Annotated in this window: 17 protein-coding genes; 13 read left to right on the top strand and 4 right to left on the bottom strand. The window is 59.7% G+C overall.

What is annotated here, in order from left to right; all coding sequences use genetic code 11:
* Positions 1–2: 2 nt before the first annotated feature.
* From fadA to ACQKIK_RS00960, 4 genes are all read left to right on the top strand, one after another.
* On the top strand, positions 3–1,178 hold the full coding sequence (fadA, locus tag ACQKIK_RS00975; RefSeq protein WP_073301589.1) for an acetyl-CoA C-acyltransferase FadA: 1,176 nt from the start codon (positions 3–5) through the stop codon (positions 1,176–1,178).
* 80 nt (positions 1,179–1,258) lie between these two features.
* The gene (locus tag ACQKIK_RS00970) at positions 1,259–1,486 is read left to right on the top strand and encodes a DUF1653 domain-containing protein (protein WP_045431948.1); all 228 of its coding nucleotides are present in this window, start codon (positions 1,259–1,261) and stop codon (positions 1,484–1,486) included.
* Positions 1,487–1,788: 302 nt separating this feature from the next.
* On the top strand, positions 1,789–4,401 hold the full coding sequence (gene topA / locus ACQKIK_RS00965) for a type I DNA topoisomerase (RefSeq protein ID WP_127838949.1): 2,613 nt from the start codon (positions 1,789–1,791) through the stop codon (positions 4,399–4,401).
* A 76-nt stretch (positions 4,402–4,477) separates the two neighbouring features.
* The gene (locus tag ACQKIK_RS00960) at positions 4,478–4,996 is read left to right on the top strand and encodes a DUF6586 family protein (protein ID WP_463308022.1); all 519 of its coding nucleotides are present in this window, start codon (positions 4,478–4,480) and stop codon (positions 4,994–4,996) included.
* 37 nt (positions 4,997–5,033) lie between these two features.
* Here the strand turns inward: ACQKIK_RS00960 and ACQKIK_RS00955 are convergent, their stop codons facing one another.
* Complete coding sequence (locus ACQKIK_RS00955) at positions 5,034–5,873, bottom strand: DMT family transporter (RefSeq protein ID WP_499134413.1); 840 nt, start codon at positions 5,871–5,873, stop codon at positions 5,034–5,036.
* A gap of 177 nt (positions 5,874–6,050) precedes the next feature.
* On the opposite strand from ACQKIK_RS00955, the gene ACQKIK_RS00950 reads away from it, so the two are divergent.
* Positions 6,051–6,287 (top strand): hypothetical protein, encoded by a 237-nt coding sequence (locus ACQKIK_RS00950; protein ID WP_045428419.1) that lies wholly within the window; start codon positions 6,051–6,053, stop codon positions 6,285–6,287.
* Between the two features lie 76 nt (positions 6,288–6,363).
* Here ACQKIK_RS00950 and sulA read toward each other — a convergent pair whose 3' ends face one another.
* Together sulA and lexA are read right to left on the bottom strand one after the other, a co-directional pair.
* Positions 6,364–6,843, bottom strand: coding sequence for an SOS-induced cell division inhibitor SulA (gene sulA / locus ACQKIK_RS00945; RefSeq protein ID WP_046163814.1), 480 nt, complete (start codon positions 6,841–6,843; stop codon positions 6,364–6,366).
* Positions 6,844–6,853: 10 nt separating this feature from the next.
* Positions 6,854–7,462 (bottom strand): transcriptional repressor LexA, encoded by a 609-nt coding sequence (lexA, locus tag ACQKIK_RS00940; protein WP_045428414.1) that lies wholly within the window; start codon positions 7,460–7,462, stop codon positions 6,854–6,856.
* Between the two features lie 197 nt (positions 7,463–7,659).
* Here lexA and ACQKIK_RS00935 point away from each other — a divergent pair, with 197 nt between their 5' ends.
* From ACQKIK_RS00935 to ACQKIK_RS00900, 8 genes are all read left to right on the top strand, one after another.
* Positions 7,660–8,367 (top strand): TetR/AcrR family transcriptional regulator, encoded by a 708-nt coding sequence (locus ACQKIK_RS00935; RefSeq protein ID WP_045428412.1) that lies wholly within the window; start codon positions 7,660–7,662, stop codon positions 8,365–8,367.
* A gap of 39 nt (positions 8,368–8,406) precedes the next feature.
* Positions 8,407–8,931, top strand: coding sequence for a L,D-transpeptidase family protein (locus tag ACQKIK_RS00930; protein WP_499134409.1), 525 nt, complete (start codon positions 8,407–8,409; stop codon positions 8,929–8,931).
* A gap of 16 nt (positions 8,932–8,947) precedes the next feature.
* Complete coding sequence (gene nagZ, locus ACQKIK_RS00925; RefSeq protein WP_499134407.1) at positions 8,948–9,946, top strand: beta-N-acetylhexosaminidase; 999 nt, start codon at positions 8,948–8,950, stop codon at positions 9,944–9,946.
* A gap of 14 nt (positions 9,947–9,960) precedes the next feature.
* On the top strand, positions 9,961–10,698 hold the full coding sequence (locus tag ACQKIK_RS00920) for an S-methyl-5'-thioinosine phosphorylase (protein WP_499134405.1): 738 nt from the start codon (positions 9,961–9,963) through the stop codon (positions 10,696–10,698).
* A 184-nt stretch (positions 10,699–10,882) separates the two neighbouring features.
* Positions 10,883–11,380 (top strand): LEA/WHy family protein, encoded by a 498-nt coding sequence (locus tag ACQKIK_RS00915; protein WP_045428403.1) that lies wholly within the window; start codon positions 10,883–10,885, stop codon positions 11,378–11,380.
* 8 nt (positions 11,381–11,388) lie between these two features.
* Positions 11,389–11,580 carry an SEC-C metal-binding domain-containing protein gene (locus ACQKIK_RS00910; RefSeq protein ID WP_499134403.1) on the top strand — a complete coding sequence of 64 codons (192 nt, stop codon included), beginning with the start codon at positions 11,389–11,391 and terminating at the stop codon, positions 11,578–11,580.
* Between the two features lie 7 nt (positions 11,581–11,587).
* A complete protein-coding gene (locus ACQKIK_RS00905; protein ID WP_064482065.1) occupies positions 11,588–12,052 on the top strand; it encodes a DUF2489 domain-containing protein in 465 nt (154 codons plus the stop codon).
* A gap of 61 nt (positions 12,053–12,113) precedes the next feature.
* Positions 12,114–14,651, top strand: a complete 2,538-nt coding sequence (locus ACQKIK_RS00900) for a penicillin acylase family protein (protein WP_499134401.1) — start codon at positions 12,114–12,116, stop codon at positions 14,649–14,651.
* Between the two features lie 41 nt (positions 14,652–14,692).
* On the opposite strand, the gene ACQKIK_RS00895 is transcribed toward ACQKIK_RS00900, so the two are convergent.
* Entirely contained in the window at positions 14,693–15,292 is a 600-nt protein-coding gene (locus ACQKIK_RS00895; protein WP_045428394.1) for a DJ-1/PfpI family protein, read from the bottom strand.
* Between the last annotated feature and the right edge of the window lie 4 nt (positions 15,293–15,296).

Below are 15,296 nucleotides of genomic sequence, written 5' to 3'. Positions count from 1 at the left end.
ATATGAGCCTTAATCCGAGAGACGTCGTCATTGTCGACTTCGGCCGTACCCCGATGGGTCGTTCCAAGGGCGGCATGCACCGCAATACCCGCGCCGAGACCATGTCCGCGCACCTGATCGATGGCTTGCTGGCACGCAACTCCAAGGTCGACCCGGCCGAAGTGGAAGATGTGATCTGGGGCTGCGTCAACCAGACCCTTGAGCAGGGTTGGAACGTGGCCCGCATGGCCTCGCTGCTGACCCGCATCCCGCACACCAGTGCCGCGCAAACCGTCAGCCGCCTGTGCGGCTCCTCCATGAGCGCATTGCACACCGCCGCTCAGGCGATCATGACCGGTAACGGTGATGTCTTCGTCGTTGGCGGTGTCGAGCACATGGGCCACGTCGGCATGATGCATGGTGTCGATCCGAACCCGCAGCTGTCGCTGTATGCCGCCAAGGCGTCCGGCATGATGGGCCTGACTGCAGAAATGCTGGGCAAGATGCATGGCATCACCCGTGAGCAGCAGGATGCATTCGGCGAGCGCTCGCATCGTCTGGCCCACAAGGCCACCGTCGACGGCATGTTCAAGGATGAAATCATCCCGATGGAAGGCTACGACGAAAACGGTTTCCTCAAGGTCTTCGACTACGATGAAACCATTCGTCCCGAGACCACCCTCGAAAGCCTGGCGGCACTCAAGCCGGCCTTCAACCCGAAGGGCGGTACCGTGACTGCAGGTACGTCTTCGCAGATCACCGACGGTGCGTCGTGCATGATCGTCATGTCGGCGCAGCGCGCACAGGATCTGGGCATCCAGCCGATGGCCGTGATTCGCTCCATGGCCCTGGCGGGCGTGGATCCGGCAATCATGGGTTACGGCCCGGTGCCGGCGACTCAGAAGGCGCTCAAGCGTGCTGGTCTGACCATGGACGACATTGATTTCGTCGAGCTCAACGAAGCCTTCGCCGCTCAGGCGTTGCCTGTGCTGAAGGATCTCAAGCTGCTCGACAAGATGGAGCAGAAGGTCAACCTGCATGGCGGCGCCATCGCGCTGGGTCACCCGTTCGGTTGCTCGGGCGCTCGTATTTCGGGCACCCTGTTGAACGTGATGAAGCAGAACGGCGGTACGCTGGGCGTTTCCACAATGTGTATCGGCCTTGGCCAAGGCATCACCACAGTGTTCGAACGCGTCTAAGCTAGTTGGCGACACGAAAACCGGGGCCTCGTGCCCCGGTTTTCATTTTGATGAGCGATTTTTTTTCAGAGGCAGCCGCGATGCACGTCACGCCAGGCCGTTACCGCCATTACAAAGGCCCCGAGTACCGCGTATATGCAGTGGCTCGGCACTCCGAAACGGAAGAGTCGCTAGTCTTCTACCAGGCGCTATACGGGGATTACGGCTTATGGGTGCGCCCGCTTTCGATGTTCACCGAGACGGTGGAGGTCGACGGTGAAACGCTTCCCCGTTTCGCCCTGATCGAAGCCGAGTCCAGCCGTTTTTAGGCGTCGCCCGGACGAGCTGGCTTAAGCCCTGCGCTTGACCTCGGCTCTATCGCCACTATATATAGCGGTGCTTTCGAACCGAGTGAAGACGACTCCCCTCGGTTTCGGACGATAAAACCCCTGCCAGGCAGTTAGGCTGCCAATGGATTTGGGTACGGATGATTCTGGAGCAATTGATTGCTCTTCGCAGGCTGGCTAGGCTGCTTCGCTTCTTAACCGGCAGGCCGGGTGACGTTTCGACGTCGGGCTGCGGCCGGTTCAACACTCTCAGTTCACCTCTCGATTCAGGAACTCTCCTCTCCATGGGTAAATCGCTGGTCATCGTGGAATCACCGGCCAAGGCCAAGACAATCAACAAGTATTTGGGCAACCAATACGTGGTGAAGTCGAGTATCGGCCACATCCGCGACCTTCCCACCAGCGGCTCTGCCAACAAGGAGCCGGTCAAGCGCGGCAAGGCCGCAGCGGCCGAAGCCCCGGCGCTTTCGCCGAAGGAGAAAGCCAAGCGTCAGCTCTTCACCCGCATGGGCATCGATCCCGAGCACGGCTGGAAGGCGAAGTATGAAATCCTGCCCGGCAAAGAAAAGGTCATCGACGAGCTTCGTCGCCTGGCCAAGGAAGCCGACACTATCTATCTCGCGACCGACTTGGATAGAGAAGGGGAGGCCATCGCTTGGCACCTGCGCGAATCCATTGGCGGCGACGACAGCCGTTACAAGCGCGTGGTATTCAACGAGATCACCAAAAAGGCGATCCAGGAGGCCTTCTCCAAGCCGGGCGATCTGGACATCAACAGGGTCAATGCGCAACAGGCGCGGCGCTTTCTCGACCGGGTGGTGGGCTACATGGTTTCCCCGCTGCTCTGGGCAAAGATCGCTCGCGGACTCTCTGCAGGACGCGTGCAATCGGTTGCGGTGAAGCTGGTAGTCGAGCGGGAGCGCGAGATCCGTGCGTTCGTGCCTGAAGAATATTGGGAAGTACACGCCGACCTCAACACGAGCGGCAATGCCAAGGTCCGCTTCGAGGTTGCTCGCGAAAATGGCGAAGCCTTCAAGCCGCTCAACGAAGCGCATGCAATGGCGGCGCTCGAGCAGCTCAAGGATTCCACTTACAGTGTCACCAAGCGTGAAGACAAGCCGACCAGCAGCAAGCCGTCCGCGCCGTTTATCACATCGACCCTGCAGCAGGCCGCAAGTAACCGCCTAGGCTTCGGCGTGAAGAAAACCATGATGATGGCGCAGCGGCTCTACGAAGCCGGCTACATCACTTACATGCGTACCGACTCGACCAACCTGTCGGCTGATGCTCTGAGCATGGTTCGTGGCTTTATTGAAGACGAATTTGGCGACAAGTATCTCCCTGAGAAACCGAACTTCTATTCCAGCAAGGAAGGCGCTCAGGAAGCGCACGAGGCGATTCGTCCTTCGGACGTCAATTTGCGCCCGGCACAACTGACCGGCATGGAACGTGACGCCGAGCGCCTCTATGACCTGATCTGGCGCCAGTTTGTCGCCTGCCAAATGCCGCCGGCTCAGTATCTTTCAACCAGCGTCACAGTGACCGCCGGAAATTACGAGCTGCGCGCGAAGGGTCGGATCCTCAAGTTCGACGGTTACACCAAGGTCATGCCGCAGCAGAGCAAGAGCGGTGAAGACGACGTCCTGCCGGACATGAATAAGGGCGACGGGATGAAGCTGATCAAGCTCGACCCGAGCCAGCACTTCACCAAGCCACCTGCGCGCTTCTCCGAAGCGAGCCTGGTCAAGGAGATGGAAAAGCGCGGAATTGGTCGGCCGTCGACCTATGCGGCGATCATCTCGACGATCCAGGATCGCGGCTATGTCTCTCTGCATAACCGCCGCTTTTATTCCGAGAAGATGGGCGACATCGTTACCGAGCGTCTCTCGGAAAGCTTCAACAACCTGATGGACTATGGTTTCACTGCCGGCATGGAAGAGAACCTCGACGATGTCGCACAGGGTGAGCGCGAGTGGAAACATGTACTCGACGAGTTCTACGGCGACTTCAAGAAGAAGCTGGAGGTGGCTGAGGCGAGCGAGAACGGGATGCGTGCCAACCAGCCCACGCTGACCGACATTCCGTGCAAGGTCTGCGGACGTCCGATGATGATTCGCACAGCCTCCACTGGGGTCTTTCTCGGTTGCTCCGGCTACAGCCTCCCGCCTAAAGAGCGCTGCAAGTCCACAGTCAACCTCATTCCGGGCGATGAGATTGCCGCTGATGACGAAGGGGAGTCCGAATCTCGCGTGCTCTTGGGCAAACATCGTTGCCCGATCTGCAGCACGGCGATGGATGCTTACCTGCTCGACGAAACCCATAAGCTGCATATCTGTGGCAACAACCCCGATTGCACGGGTTACGAGATCGAAGAGGGCCAGTACCGCATCAAGGGCTACGAGGGGCCGAGTCTGGAGTGCGACAAGTGCGGCAGTGAAATGCAGCTCAAGACGGGCCGTTTCGGCAAGTTCTTCGGTTGCACCAACGGCGAATGCAAGAACACGCGTAAGTTGCTCAGAAGCGGTGAGGCGGCTCCGCCGAAGATGGATGCGGTGAAGATGCCTGAGCTTAAATGTGAAAAGGTCGACGACACCTATGTACTGCGCGATGGCGCTTCCGGTTTGTTCCTGGCCGCCAGCCAGTTTCCGAAGAATCGCGAGACCCGGGCACCGTTAGTACTGGAGTTGATTCCTCACAAGGATGAGATCGACCCGAAGTATCACTTTCTGCTGAGTGCGCCTCAGAAGGATCCGGAAGGCCGCCCGGCTGTGATCCGCTTCAGCCGCAAGACCAAGGAGCAGTACGTGCAAACTGAGGTCAACGGCAAGCCGACTGGCTGGAAAGCCTTCTTCGATGGCAGCAAGTGGAAAGTAGAGGACAAAAGCACCGGTAAGTAACTGGCAGCCTCGGGTCGGAGCCAGGTTTGTAGCGGGCTTCGACCTGTAGCGTTTCAAGTCTTGGGAGAGCGTCGCCATGGCTCATGAGCTGTACACCCGTACCAACCAGAAAATTTACTTCGCCGGACTCGCACTCGAGAATTGGCGGCGGGCCGAGGAGAAAGGCGCGCTGAATGCGCCAGGCCTGATCCAGGCCGAGCGCGAGGCTAGTCTTTTTCATCTATATGGCGCGCTGCTGGGGCTATGTCACGAGATTGCTGGCTACTACCGCCTGCCTGGCGCTAGCGCACCGCGTCCAGAGCTATTGCTGATGCCATCAGTGCAGGGCTCGTCATCGAGCCCGGAGCTCGCCGAGCTGATTGAGTTGGCCGAGCATCCTGAAACCTGGCTGGCACAACTGCTGAAAGCGTACTCAGCACTCTTCGAGCCGCCTCGTGCGCCTGCTAAGACCAAAACCGATCCAACCATGCCGTTGATCGAGGCGGTCAGTGTAGATGCGCAAGTCCCGGCGCTGGCGCGTGAAGAGCTGGAGGCTTGGCGAAGCAGCCTGAAAGAGCTGGCCTTACGCTTTCGCGAGTCGCTTACCGAGTGGTAAGCGACTAGACATGCAACGTTGCTGTGTCTGTACTGGATCAAGTACTTGGTTTAAGGCGCATGACCAGCGCAATGCCTCCAAGAATCGCAAGGCCGGCGGCCAGCAACTTCCCGGTCAAGGGCTCCTCTAGCAGCAGGCTCCCCGCCAAGGCGGTAAGAAGTGGCACGCTCAGTTGCACGCTGGCCGCCTGGATGGCCCCCAAGCCGGGGAGCGCTGCGTACCAGATGGCGTAACCGATGCCAGAGGCCAAACCGCCAGACAGCAGCGCATAGATCAATCCGGCGCTGTCCCACTCCAGCGTGTTCAACGCAAGCAGGCATAACAGGACGGCGATTGGCAGGGTGCGAATGAAATTGCCCGCAGTAGCGGCAAGTGAGTCCGGCGTTCCTTTACCCAGTAGCGAATAGACCCCCCACGCCGCTCCTGCCAGCACCATCAGAAGTGATGCCGATAGCGGCGGTGTGTTTGTTCCTGGCAGCAGAAGCACAAGCAGCCCTGCTCCTGCCAGGAGCATCCCGGCTGTCTGCCCCCGATGCAAGCGTTCACCGTGCAGCATCCCCCAGGTGATCATGCTTAGCTGCACGGCTCCGAACAGCAGCAGCGCGCCGGCGCCAGCGTCAAGGTCGAGGTAGGCATAAGAGAACGAGGCCGCATAGGCGAAGAGTACGAGAGCGCCCCGCCAGCTGCCTGAGCTTGAAGAGGACCTCGCACGCAGACACAACAAAAGCCACAACACCAGTGCACCGGCAAATAGGCGTAGCGCAGTGAAGCTGGCCGGATCGATCTGGCTGTCCCGCAGAGCTGCGCGACAAAGCAGCGAATTGCCGGCGAAGGCGAGCATGGCCAGCGCGGTCAGTAGCAAGGTTCTTATTGTCATCCTGCGGTCCGGTCTCAATAGGCAGCCATCCTACTGTGCCGTCGCGTTAACGCGCATCTGCTTCCTGCCTGCGCGAGACTATGTAGCAGTTCAGCATCGTGTTTTGGCAGCTAAACCCAAAGGCTGCCGCCTGGGCGGTCGGCTGTTACAATGCGCCGTTTCAAGGGGAGCATGCCAATGCCAACGTCTTTTCTGGAAATCGTCGAGCTACCCGACGGCAGCATTGTGCTGCGTCGTGCCGAGGACGAAGGCGTGTTGGTCACGCTGGATTTTTCTGACGATGCCAAGGCGTTCCTGCAAGGTCAGCATGTTGAAGTCGCTAAGGCCATGTTCAACATTGGCGTGCAGATGGCGGGGCGCGTATCGGAGGGTGATTTCGAGCGGGAGGAAGAAGGGCCGCGCGTGTTGCATTGAGGGGTAAAGACGCCTGGTCGCCTTTGCGGCTCCTGGCGGGTTTCGGCACATCCTTATGCCAACCGGTTGGGGCGTATTAGCTACCCAGACGTATGTTCAAGCTCTGTGCATTGCCTTGGGCCGCCGCCACGCGCAGCTTCAGGCGGCCCGCCTTGTCGATGCGTGGGAACCAGGTAATGACCGTGTGGCTGCAGCCTGATACCAACGCCTTGCATGCCAGCTCAAGCGCAGTCTGGCTATCGCGGGCCTGGAGCAACAGAATGCGGTCACGATTCAGTCCGGTTTCTCGCAGCCAACTCTGTGAAAGCGATACAGGCGGTGCGATCAACGTGAGCCAGCGAGTATCCGCTGCCTCACTGAGCTCGCGCAGCATGGGAGCCAGCAACTGGCGGCAGTGATCCCCGCTACCGGTCAGGGTCATTTCACTCAGGCAGTCGTCGGCGGGCTGTGGGGCGTGCGTTATCTCTGCGAAGGGTGTCAGGCGATGCGCGATCAGCCCTTCGAACAAGGAAAGCTGCGGTGGTTTGCCTGCGGTGGGTTGGGGATGGTACTGCATGAACCTCTCCTTAGCGGCGTATTACGCCGACGCTCAAACCTTCGATAACCAACTCTTGCTGTTCAAGATCAACTTCAATAGGCGCAAACTCGGCATTTTCGGCAAGCAGCCAGACCTTGCTACCTTCACGTTTAAAACGTTTAACAGTTACTTCGTCATCGATTCGGGCCACGACAATCTGTCCATTCCGTGCTTCACGCGTGGTATGGACCGCTAGCAGATCCCCATCAAATATGCCGATATCCTTCATGCTCATACCGTGGACGCGCAGTAGGTAATCAGCCTTCGGCTGGAAAAATGAAGGATTGATCTGGCAAGATTCTTCGACATGTTGCTGCGCCAGAATTGGCGCACCGGCAGCAACCCGGCCGATTACCGGAAGGCCGTTGTCCTCGGTAGCCGGTTCGAAGCCTGGAATACGTATCCCGCGAGAGGCGCCGGGCGTCATTTCGATGGCGCCTTTGCGAGCCAAAGCCTTGAGGTGCTCCTCTGCGGCGTTGGGCGATTTGAAACCCAGCTCCTGAGCGATCTCGGCACGTGTCGGCGGGTAGCCGTTGTCTTCAAGGCAGCGCTTGATGAAGGCGAGAATTTCCGACTGGCGAGGGGTCAGCTTGATCATCAAAAGGGTCTCTGTTCTTTTATACAGTGACTGGGATTATATACAGTACCGAATGCTTGGCAATCGTTGTTTGACTGGGCGACAGGTAGGCTGTGCGCGCGCAGTAAAGGGGCGCCGAAGCATTTCGGCGCTATGTCGGTTGACTTGGTGTAGGTTGAAACGTAAGTTTCAAACAGATGTTTGTCGGGGGAGAGGGCATGGCGCAGTCCGAAACAGTCGAGCGTATCCTGGATGCGGCGGAGCAGCTATTCGCTGAGAAGGGGTTCGCCGAGACGTCGCTGCGTCTGATCACCAGCAAAGCCGGCGTCAACCTGGCCGCAGTGAACTATCACTTCGGTTCGAAAAAGGCACTTATTCAGGCAGTTTTCTCGCGTTTTCTAGGGCCGTTCTGCATCAGCCTTGAGCGGGAGCTGGATAGGCGCGAAGCGCAGTCTGACAGGAAGGAAAGCCTCGAAGAGTTACTGGAGATCCTGGTCGAGCAAGCGCTGGCAGTGACGCCGCGTAGCGGCGATGACCTGTCCATCTTCATGCGTCTGCTGGGGCTTTCCTTCAGTCAGAGCCAGGGGCATCTACGTCGCTATCTCGAGGACATGTACGGCAAGGTGTTTCGCCGTTACATGCATCGAGTGCACGAGGCCGCGCCGTCGATCCCGCCGATCGAGTTGTTCTGGCGTGTGCATTTCATGCTGGGCGCTGCGGCTTTCAGCATGTCGGGTATCAAAGCGTTAAGGGCTATCGCCGAGAACGATTTCGGCGCAAGAACCTCGATTGAGCAGGTCATGCGCATGATGGTCCCGTTTCTTGCGGCGGGTATGCGGGCCGACTCGGGTGTCGCAGATCCAGGCCTGGCGCAGGCCCATCCAATTGCCCGACGCAACGCCTTGGCAATGCCAGCCAAGGGCTAGGGTGCATCCTCAAGGGGCGATCGGCTAAGCTAGCCGCCCATGAATGACCTCGATTTCCTCCATATCTCGATCGCTGACCAGACGCTCTACGGGTTTGCCAACTCCTGCCTGCGCCTCCGTTTCCCAGTTTCTACCGCGCTTAATGGTGCTGGTGAACGCAATGGCACCGGTTGTACGCCACGAGGCCGTCATCAGGTGCGCGTGCGCATTGGTGAGGGCTTACCTCCGGGAGCCGTTTTGCGCGGACGGCGTTGGACCGGGGAGGTATGGGATGCCGATCTGCATGAACGGTTTCCTGGCCGTGACTGGATTCTGACCCGGATCCTCTGGCTCAGCGGTTGCGAGCCGGGGTACAACCGGATGGGGCCAGTCGATACTTTTCGCCGCTACATCTATCTGCATGGCACGCCGGATTCGGAGCCTATGGGAATTGCGCTCTCCCACGGCTGCATCAGGTTACGCAATGCCGACCTGCTCGAACTCTTTCCCCGTGTGCCCGCTGGCTGTGCCGTGTATATCGGCGAAGCTGCATGCCCGGATTGGTCAAGCGCAACGCTGATATAAGGATTCGCTCGATAACATGCATGGCTCTTTGATGCTGGATATTGCCGGTACTTGGCTGACCGCCGAGGACCGACAATTGCTACGCCAACCGGAAGTAGGCGGGCTTATTTTATTTGCCCGGAATATCGAAAACCTTACTCAGGTCCAGGAGCTTTGCCGAGCGATTCGAGCGGTGCGGCCTGATCTGCTGCTAGCGGTCGACCAGGAAGGAGGGCGCGTCCAGCGGCTGAGGCGTGACTTCGTCCGGTTACCGGCGATGCGCGAATTCGCCTCCCGTCCCAATGCGCAGGAGCTGGCAGAAATTTGCGGGTGGGTGATGGCGACTGAAGTGCTCGCAGTCGGTCTCGATTTCAGTTTCGCGCCAGTGCTGGATCTCGATTACCAGCGCAGCGCTGTGGTTGGTTCGCGTGCATTCGAGGGTGATCCACAACGGGCCAGCGAGCTGGCCGGCGCTTTCATCAGGGGCATGCACAGCGCCGGAATGGCGGCCACTGGCAAGCACTTCCCAGGTCACGGCTGGGCCGAAGCGGATTCTCATGTCGCAATACCGGTCGATGAGCGTGGGCTGGATGAACTGCGCGGCCAGGATCTCGTTCCTTTCCGCAAGCTGGCCGCCGAGCTTGATGCCGTGATGCCCGCCCATGTTATCTACCCGCAAATAGATGACAGGCCCGCTGGTTTTTCTCGGCGTTGGTTGCAGGATGTCCTTCGCGATGAGTTGGGATTCCGCGGCTTGATTTTCAGTGATGACCTATCGATGGCTGGTGCGCATGTCGTCGGTGATGCCGCGAGCCGCATCGAGGCGGCGCTGATGGCGGGTTGCGATATGGGGCTGGTGTGTAACGATCGCGGGGCTGCTGAGCTTGCATTGTCGGCGTTGCAGCGGCTTGGGGCGCAGCCATCACCGGCTTTGGGCAGGATGCGCAACCGGGCTTGCGGCTCCCTTGAATACAAACAGGATCCACGCTGGCGCGCATCCGTCGCTGCACTCAAAGCGGCCGAACTGATCGCTTGACCAAGGAAACACAGATGACTGTCCATGCCATTATCGGCGGCACGGGGCTTACCGAGCTGCCTGGGCTGACCCTGCTTGAAGCGATACCCATGGAAACGCCCTACGGTCCGCCATCGGCCGAAATCTTGCGTGGAGAGTATGCCGGTCGCGAAGTGCTGTTTCTCGCTCGGCATGGTCACCCGCACCGGGTTCCGCCACATCAGGTCAACTATCGCGCCAATCTGTGGGCGCTGAAGCGTGCCGGCGCGCAGGCCGTTATCGCAGTGAATGCGGTCGGAGGCATCCACTCGGCCATGGGGGCCGGTCACCTCTGCGTGCCGCATCAGTTGATCGACTACACCTACGGCCGCGAGCACACGTTCTTCGAAGGCGACATCGAGCATGTCACCCATGTCGACTTCAGCTATCCCTATGACGAGCCCTTGCGCCAGCGCCTGATCGCCGGTCTGGCTGCTGAACGTTACCTGTTCAGCAGTCATGGCGTGTATGGCTGTACTCAGGGGCCGCGGCTGGAGACGGTCGCTGAAATCGCCAGGATGGAGCGCGATGGTTGCGACATCGTCGGGATGACCGGTATGCCCGAGGCGGTGCTTGCGCGTGAACTGGAGCTGCCCTACGCCTGTCTGGCGCTGGTGGTCAATCCGGCTGCGGGCAAAAGCAGTGGGATCATCACCATGGCGGAAATCGAGGCTGCGCTGGCTGAAGGGATCGTGAAGGTACGTGCGGTGCTGGCTCGCGCGCTGGCTAGTTGATTGCAGTCCCGCCAGCTGGTGCCGTGGCTAGCCAGTGGCATGCTGGCGCTAACGGCGTTGACGGCTTCGCCAGGCGTCGTCAGAACGGTCGCAAAGACGTAGCACGTCACTGCTAGTTTCGCCAAACAACCCATTGCGGGCGATTCGCTGCTTGCTACACTTGGCCGTCCTTTGGAGTACCGGAATGCTTTGCCACGCACCCATAAGAAGAATATCCAGAACGGTGATGTTGTTGAGTCTGCTGGCCGGCCTTGCAGGCTGTTCCACCTGGTTCAGCAGTGATTTCCGGGATCCCCGCGTCCAACTTAAAAACGTCGAAATCATCAAAGCCAGGCTGCTCGAACAGGAGTTCATGCTGCGCTTTCGCATCGACAATCCCAACGAGCAGAGCCTGCCGGTTCGCGGTTTGGTGTATACCGTCCACCTCAACGACATCGAGCTGGCAAGCGGAGAGTCTAGCGGCTGGACAACCGTTCCAGGAAACGGCTTCGAGTATTACGAGGTGCCGATACATACCAATCTCTGGCGGCACATGAAGTACATTGTGCGTCTGTTGGAAAAGCCGGATCGCCCGATTGCCTATCGTCTGGATGGTGAGTTGAAAACCGGTCTAATGCTCGGACGGCGCGTGCACATCTCAACCAATGGCGAGATAATCCCCGGCAACTTTATCCCGGAGTAGCAGTACCGATGAACCACGAAACACACGTGCACGGTCCCGATTGCAATCATGATCACGCACACCAGGACCACGGGCATGTACACGGCCCGCATTGCAACCACAGCCACGATCCGGTGCGTAATCCGCTGAAGGATGTCGGTCGGAACGATCCCTGCCCATGCGGCAGCCAGAAAAAATTCAAGAAGTGCCACGGAGCCTGATCCGCGCATGACACCCTTCGCCATAGTGTTGCTCATAGCTGCCCTGCTGCTGATCGCGGCCCTGGCGGGATACGCCCTGCATCTATGGCGCAGGGTATGGCGCAGAGAGCAACAGCTAGCGGAGATGCAGGCGCAGCAGCACGCAGCGCTTGCCGCAGACCTGCGCGTGCTCGCGAGCAGCCTGCTCGAAGAACAGGTCCCTCTGATCGAAGGTGCTATCCGGATCAAGGTGCTGCTGGATAACTTCGATTCCGCGCTGGGTCAGGACCCGCGCTGTCAGGTTTTTCAGGTGCTCTTCGAGGAGACCTCGCAAGTCCCTACTCATGACGCCTGGAAAGCGCTGGATCGTTCTGAGCGTCGCCATCATGAGGCACGCTTCAGTGCGCTCGAACTGCAGCACAAGGCCGAGGCGCGCCGCTCCGCCCGCTGGCTGCTTGATGAAGCACTGCCAAAGAATCACCAAGCCGCCTGAGCGCGACGGCAGACCACATCCTTTTTCATATCTCTACTGCCCTGCCCGCAAGGAGCCGTTGATGCCACTGCGCCTGCCGTTTTTTCTGGTTCGCCTGACGTTGGGCGCCGTATTTGTGGGCGGAGCCCTTAGCGGCTGCCAGGCCTATCTGGACAGTCGCTACAGCGACAGTCTGCCGCCTGCCCAGGGCGTCCAGGCGATTACGGGGCTGGACAAGAGCGTAAGCATCCGTCGCAACACGCTGGGTATGCCGCTGATTGAAACGGCGAGTTTTCATGATGCGCTGTTCGGGTTGGGTTACGTACATGCCACTGACCGGCTGAGTCAGATGGTCAGCATGCGGCTCATGGCCCAAGGGCGCTTGGCTGAAATGGCCGGGCCTGGAGTGCTTGAGGTCGACCGCTTCATGCGTGCGGTAAACCTTCGGCAAAGCGCTGCGGTGCTGTATCGGGAAAGCTCGCCGCGGATGAAGCGCTTCTTCGAGGTGTATGCCAGAGGCGTTAACGCCTACCTGTTCCGTCATCGCGACAAGTTGCCGATGGATCTTGCAGTCACAGGCTATACGCCCGAGTACTGGAAGGCTGAAGATTCGGCACTGGTGTTCTGTCTGTTGAACTTCGGCCTGGCGGTCAATCTTCAGGAAGAAATCGCATCGCTGGTCATGGCGCAGAAAGTCGGTGCGGACAAGGTCGCCTGGCTGCTGCCCACCTACCCAGACGAGGCGTTGCCGTTTGAGGAGGCCGACAAGCTCAAAGGCTTGAAGCTTACCGGCGATATTGCTGGGCTTGCTGCGCTTGAGAGCGCTGCCGCCCAAGTTGCCTCGCTCAACATGCTGGGGGTCGCCGCTTCGAACAATTGGGCCATTTCCGGCAGCAATACGCGCAGTGGCAAGCCGATCCTGGCCAATGACACGCACTTGCCGCTGTCCATGCCGTCGTACTGGAACTTCGTGCAGATTCGCTCGCCGAAGTTTCAGGCTGCGGGCGTGACGATTGCTGGCGTGCCTGCTGTGGTCGCCGGGTTCAACGGCAAGCTGGGGTGGGGCATGACGATGGTCATGGGCGATACCCAGGACCTCTTTCTCGAGCAGGTGCGGCGCGAGGGTAGCCGTTTGCTGTATCTGGCCGATGGCAAGTGGGTGCCGGCTCGCGAGCGAAATGAGACCTTCTTTATCAAGGGCGCGCGCCCTGTCCGAGAAACGATCTATGAGACACGCAACGGGCCGTTGCTCAATAGCGTTCTAGGGGAGCGCAAACACCCCTTGCAGCCGCTGCAGTTGAGCAGTGGTTACGGGCTGGCTCTGAAGACCAACCAGTTCGAGGCTGATCAAACGCTGGATGCATTTTTCGACCTGACCCGTGCGCAATCCGTCGACCAGGCGTTCGAGGCGACCCGCGATATCCGTGCTGTGGCGCTGAACATCGTGTTTGCCGACCAGCAAAGTACCGGCTGGCAGGTCACCGGACGCTATCCGAACCGGCGTGAGGGGTTGGGCCTGCTTCCGTCGCCCGGTTGGGAAGGGCGTTATGACTGGGACGGTTACGCCGATCCCATGCTTCACCCCTATGATCAGGATCCGATACAAGGCTGGCTGGGGACCGCCAATCATCGCACCGTGCCTAAGGGCTATGGCATGCAGCTGTCCAATTCCTGGTACTACCCGGAGCGTGCCGAGCGTATTGCCGAGCTGCTTGGTCGGGGCAAGCAGGACACCCGCAGTGTGATCGCAATGCAGTATGACCAGACGACAACCTTTGCGGCCAAGCTGCAGACCATGCTGCAGGCGCCGGGAATGGCGGAGCCGCTGAAAGCCGCCATCGATACGCTTGCCGAACCTGAGCGGCGCCGGGCACGTGAAGCGCTTTCGACCCTTCTGCGCTTCGATGGCAAGCTCGCTGCTGGCTCTGCGGACGCAGCGCTGTATGAAACCTTCCTGATGGAGGCGGCACGCCAGACCTTTCTCGACGAGTTGGGGCCGGAGGGTAGCGCCGCTTGGAAGGCCCTGGTCGAGGCCGCAAACGCCTCCTATTCGGCACAGGCCGATCATCTGCTCGGCCGGGACGACAGCCCGTTCTGGGACGATATCGGTACGCCCCAACAGGAAGACAAGCCGGCCATTCTGGCGCGCTCACTTGCCGCTTCGGTCAGTCGTATGGAAACTGCCCTGGGTGCTGACCGAAGTGCCTGGCAGTGGGGGCAGCTGCATACCTACACCTGGAAGAGCGGCACTACTCAACTGGCGCCTTACATGTCGCCCAGCCAGCGTGCCGGCATCAATGCGATCAACGGCTATCTGGATCGGGGGCCGGTAGCGGCTGGTGGCGATCACAGCACGCTGAACGTGTCGGCCTACCGCTGGGGCGACAATTTCGATACCTGGCTGATCCCGGCAATGCGGATCATTGTCGACTTCGGTCGTGATGAGCCGATGATCGGGCTAAACAGCACCGGTCAGTCGGGCAACCCGGCCAGCCCCCACTACGCAGACGGCATCGAGGCCTGGTTGAAAGGCGGCTACATGAGCTTCCCATTTAAGTCGGAGAATCTCGACAAGGTCTACGGCACCCAGCGATTGCTGCTCACGCCGGCGTCTAAATAGCCGCTGATCGGTGGACGAAGCAGTACTGGTGCTGTTTCGGGTCAGCTGTTCTTGCGCCAGTCGAAATCCATTTGTCGGGCGGTGGCTTCGGCCAGTTCGCGGCCAGCGATACGCTCGACCAAGTGCAGGCTCATGTCGATACCGGCCGAAATACCTGCCGAGGTTACGTAGCGGCCGGTATCAACCCAGCGGCAGCCTTCGACCACTTTGAGCAGCGGGAACATCGCTTTCAGTTCGCTGATGTCTTCCCAGTGCGTGGTCACCTTATGCGCGTAGAGCACGTTGGCTTTCGCCAGCAGGAATGCGCCCGTGCACACCGAGGCGGTGAGTCCGGCCTGCGCGGCGGTTTTCTCGATCCACCGAACCACCTCTGGGTTCTCCAGTTCGTTGGTGACCACTCCGCCCGGAACGATCAGCAAGTCGATGGTGGGGTGGTTGGCAAAGTTGTAGTTGGGTTGGACGACCAGGCCCGCCCTGGCGCGCACGAGCCCCTTGCGCGCAGCGATGGTTGACGTCGAGAAGGGCGGTGGCTGACCGTCGCGCAGCGCCAGCCGCGTCGCGGTGGTGAATACCTCGTAAGGCCCCGTAAAATCGAGCACCTCGACGTCGGGGTAAACGTAGATACCGACGAATGTGGGCATGACG

It is taken from the genome of Pseudomonas sp. NPDC047961 (genome assembly GCF_050272435.1).
Lineage (GTDB): Bacteria > Pseudomonadota > Gammaproteobacteria > Pseudomonadales > Pseudomonadaceae > Stutzerimonas.
The sequence above is the reverse complement of the archived record's forward strand: the minus strand, read 5'-3'. Positions and strand labels throughout refer to the sequence as shown.

Coding starts and splice junctions, on each gene's coding strand:
- fadA (WP_073301589.1), top strand. CDS start 3: ATGAGCCTTAATCCGAGAGACGTCGTCATTGTCGACTTCGGCCGTACC.
- ACQKIK_RS00970 (WP_045431948.1), top strand. CDS start 1,259: ATGCACGTCACGCCAGGCCGTTACCGCCATTACAAAGGCCCCGAGTAC.
- topA (WP_127838949.1), top strand. CDS start 1,789: ATGGGTAAATCGCTGGTCATCGTGGAATCACCGGCCAAGGCCAAGACA.
- ACQKIK_RS00960 (WP_463308022.1), top strand. CDS start 4,478: ATGGCTCATGAGCTGTACACCCGTACCAACCAGAAAATTTACTTCGCC.
- ACQKIK_RS00955 (WP_499134413.1), bottom strand. CDS start 5,873: ATGACAATAAGAACCTTGCTACTGACCGCGCTGGCCATGCTCGCCTTC.
- ACQKIK_RS00950 (WP_045428419.1), top strand. CDS start 6,051: ATGCCAACGTCTTTTCTGGAAATCGTCGAGCTACCCGACGGCAGCATT.
- sulA (WP_046163814.1), bottom strand. CDS start 6,843: ATGCAGTACCATCCCCAACCCACCGCAGGCAAACCACCGCAGCTTTCC.
- lexA (WP_045428414.1), bottom strand. CDS start 7,462: ATGATCAAGCTGACCCCTCGCCAGTCGGAAATTCTCGCCTTCATCAAG.
- ACQKIK_RS00935 (WP_045428412.1), top strand. CDS start 7,660: ATGGCGCAGTCCGAAACAGTCGAGCGTATCCTGGATGCGGCGGAGCAG.
- ACQKIK_RS00930 (WP_499134409.1), top strand. CDS start 8,407: ATGAATGACCTCGATTTCCTCCATATCTCGATCGCTGACCAGACGCTC.
- nagZ (WP_499134407.1), top strand. CDS start 8,948: ATGCATGGCTCTTTGATGCTGGATATTGCCGGTACTTGGCTGACCGCC.
- ACQKIK_RS00920 (WP_499134405.1), top strand. CDS start 9,961: ATGACTGTCCATGCCATTATCGGCGGCACGGGGCTTACCGAGCTGCCT.
- ACQKIK_RS00915 (WP_045428403.1), top strand. CDS start 10,883: ATGCTTTGCCACGCACCCATAAGAAGAATATCCAGAACGGTGATGTTG.
- ACQKIK_RS00910 (WP_499134403.1), top strand. CDS start 11,389: ATGAACCACGAAACACACGTGCACGGTCCCGATTGCAATCATGATCAC.
- ACQKIK_RS00905 (WP_064482065.1), top strand. CDS start 11,588: ATGACACCCTTCGCCATAGTGTTGCTCATAGCTGCCCTGCTGCTGATC.
- ACQKIK_RS00900 (WP_499134401.1), top strand. CDS start 12,114: ATGCCACTGCGCCTGCCGTTTTTTCTGGTTCGCCTGACGTTGGGCGCC.
- ACQKIK_RS00895 (WP_045428394.1), bottom strand. CDS start 15,292: ATGCCCACATTCGTCGGTATCTACGTTTACCCCGACGTCGAGGTGCTC.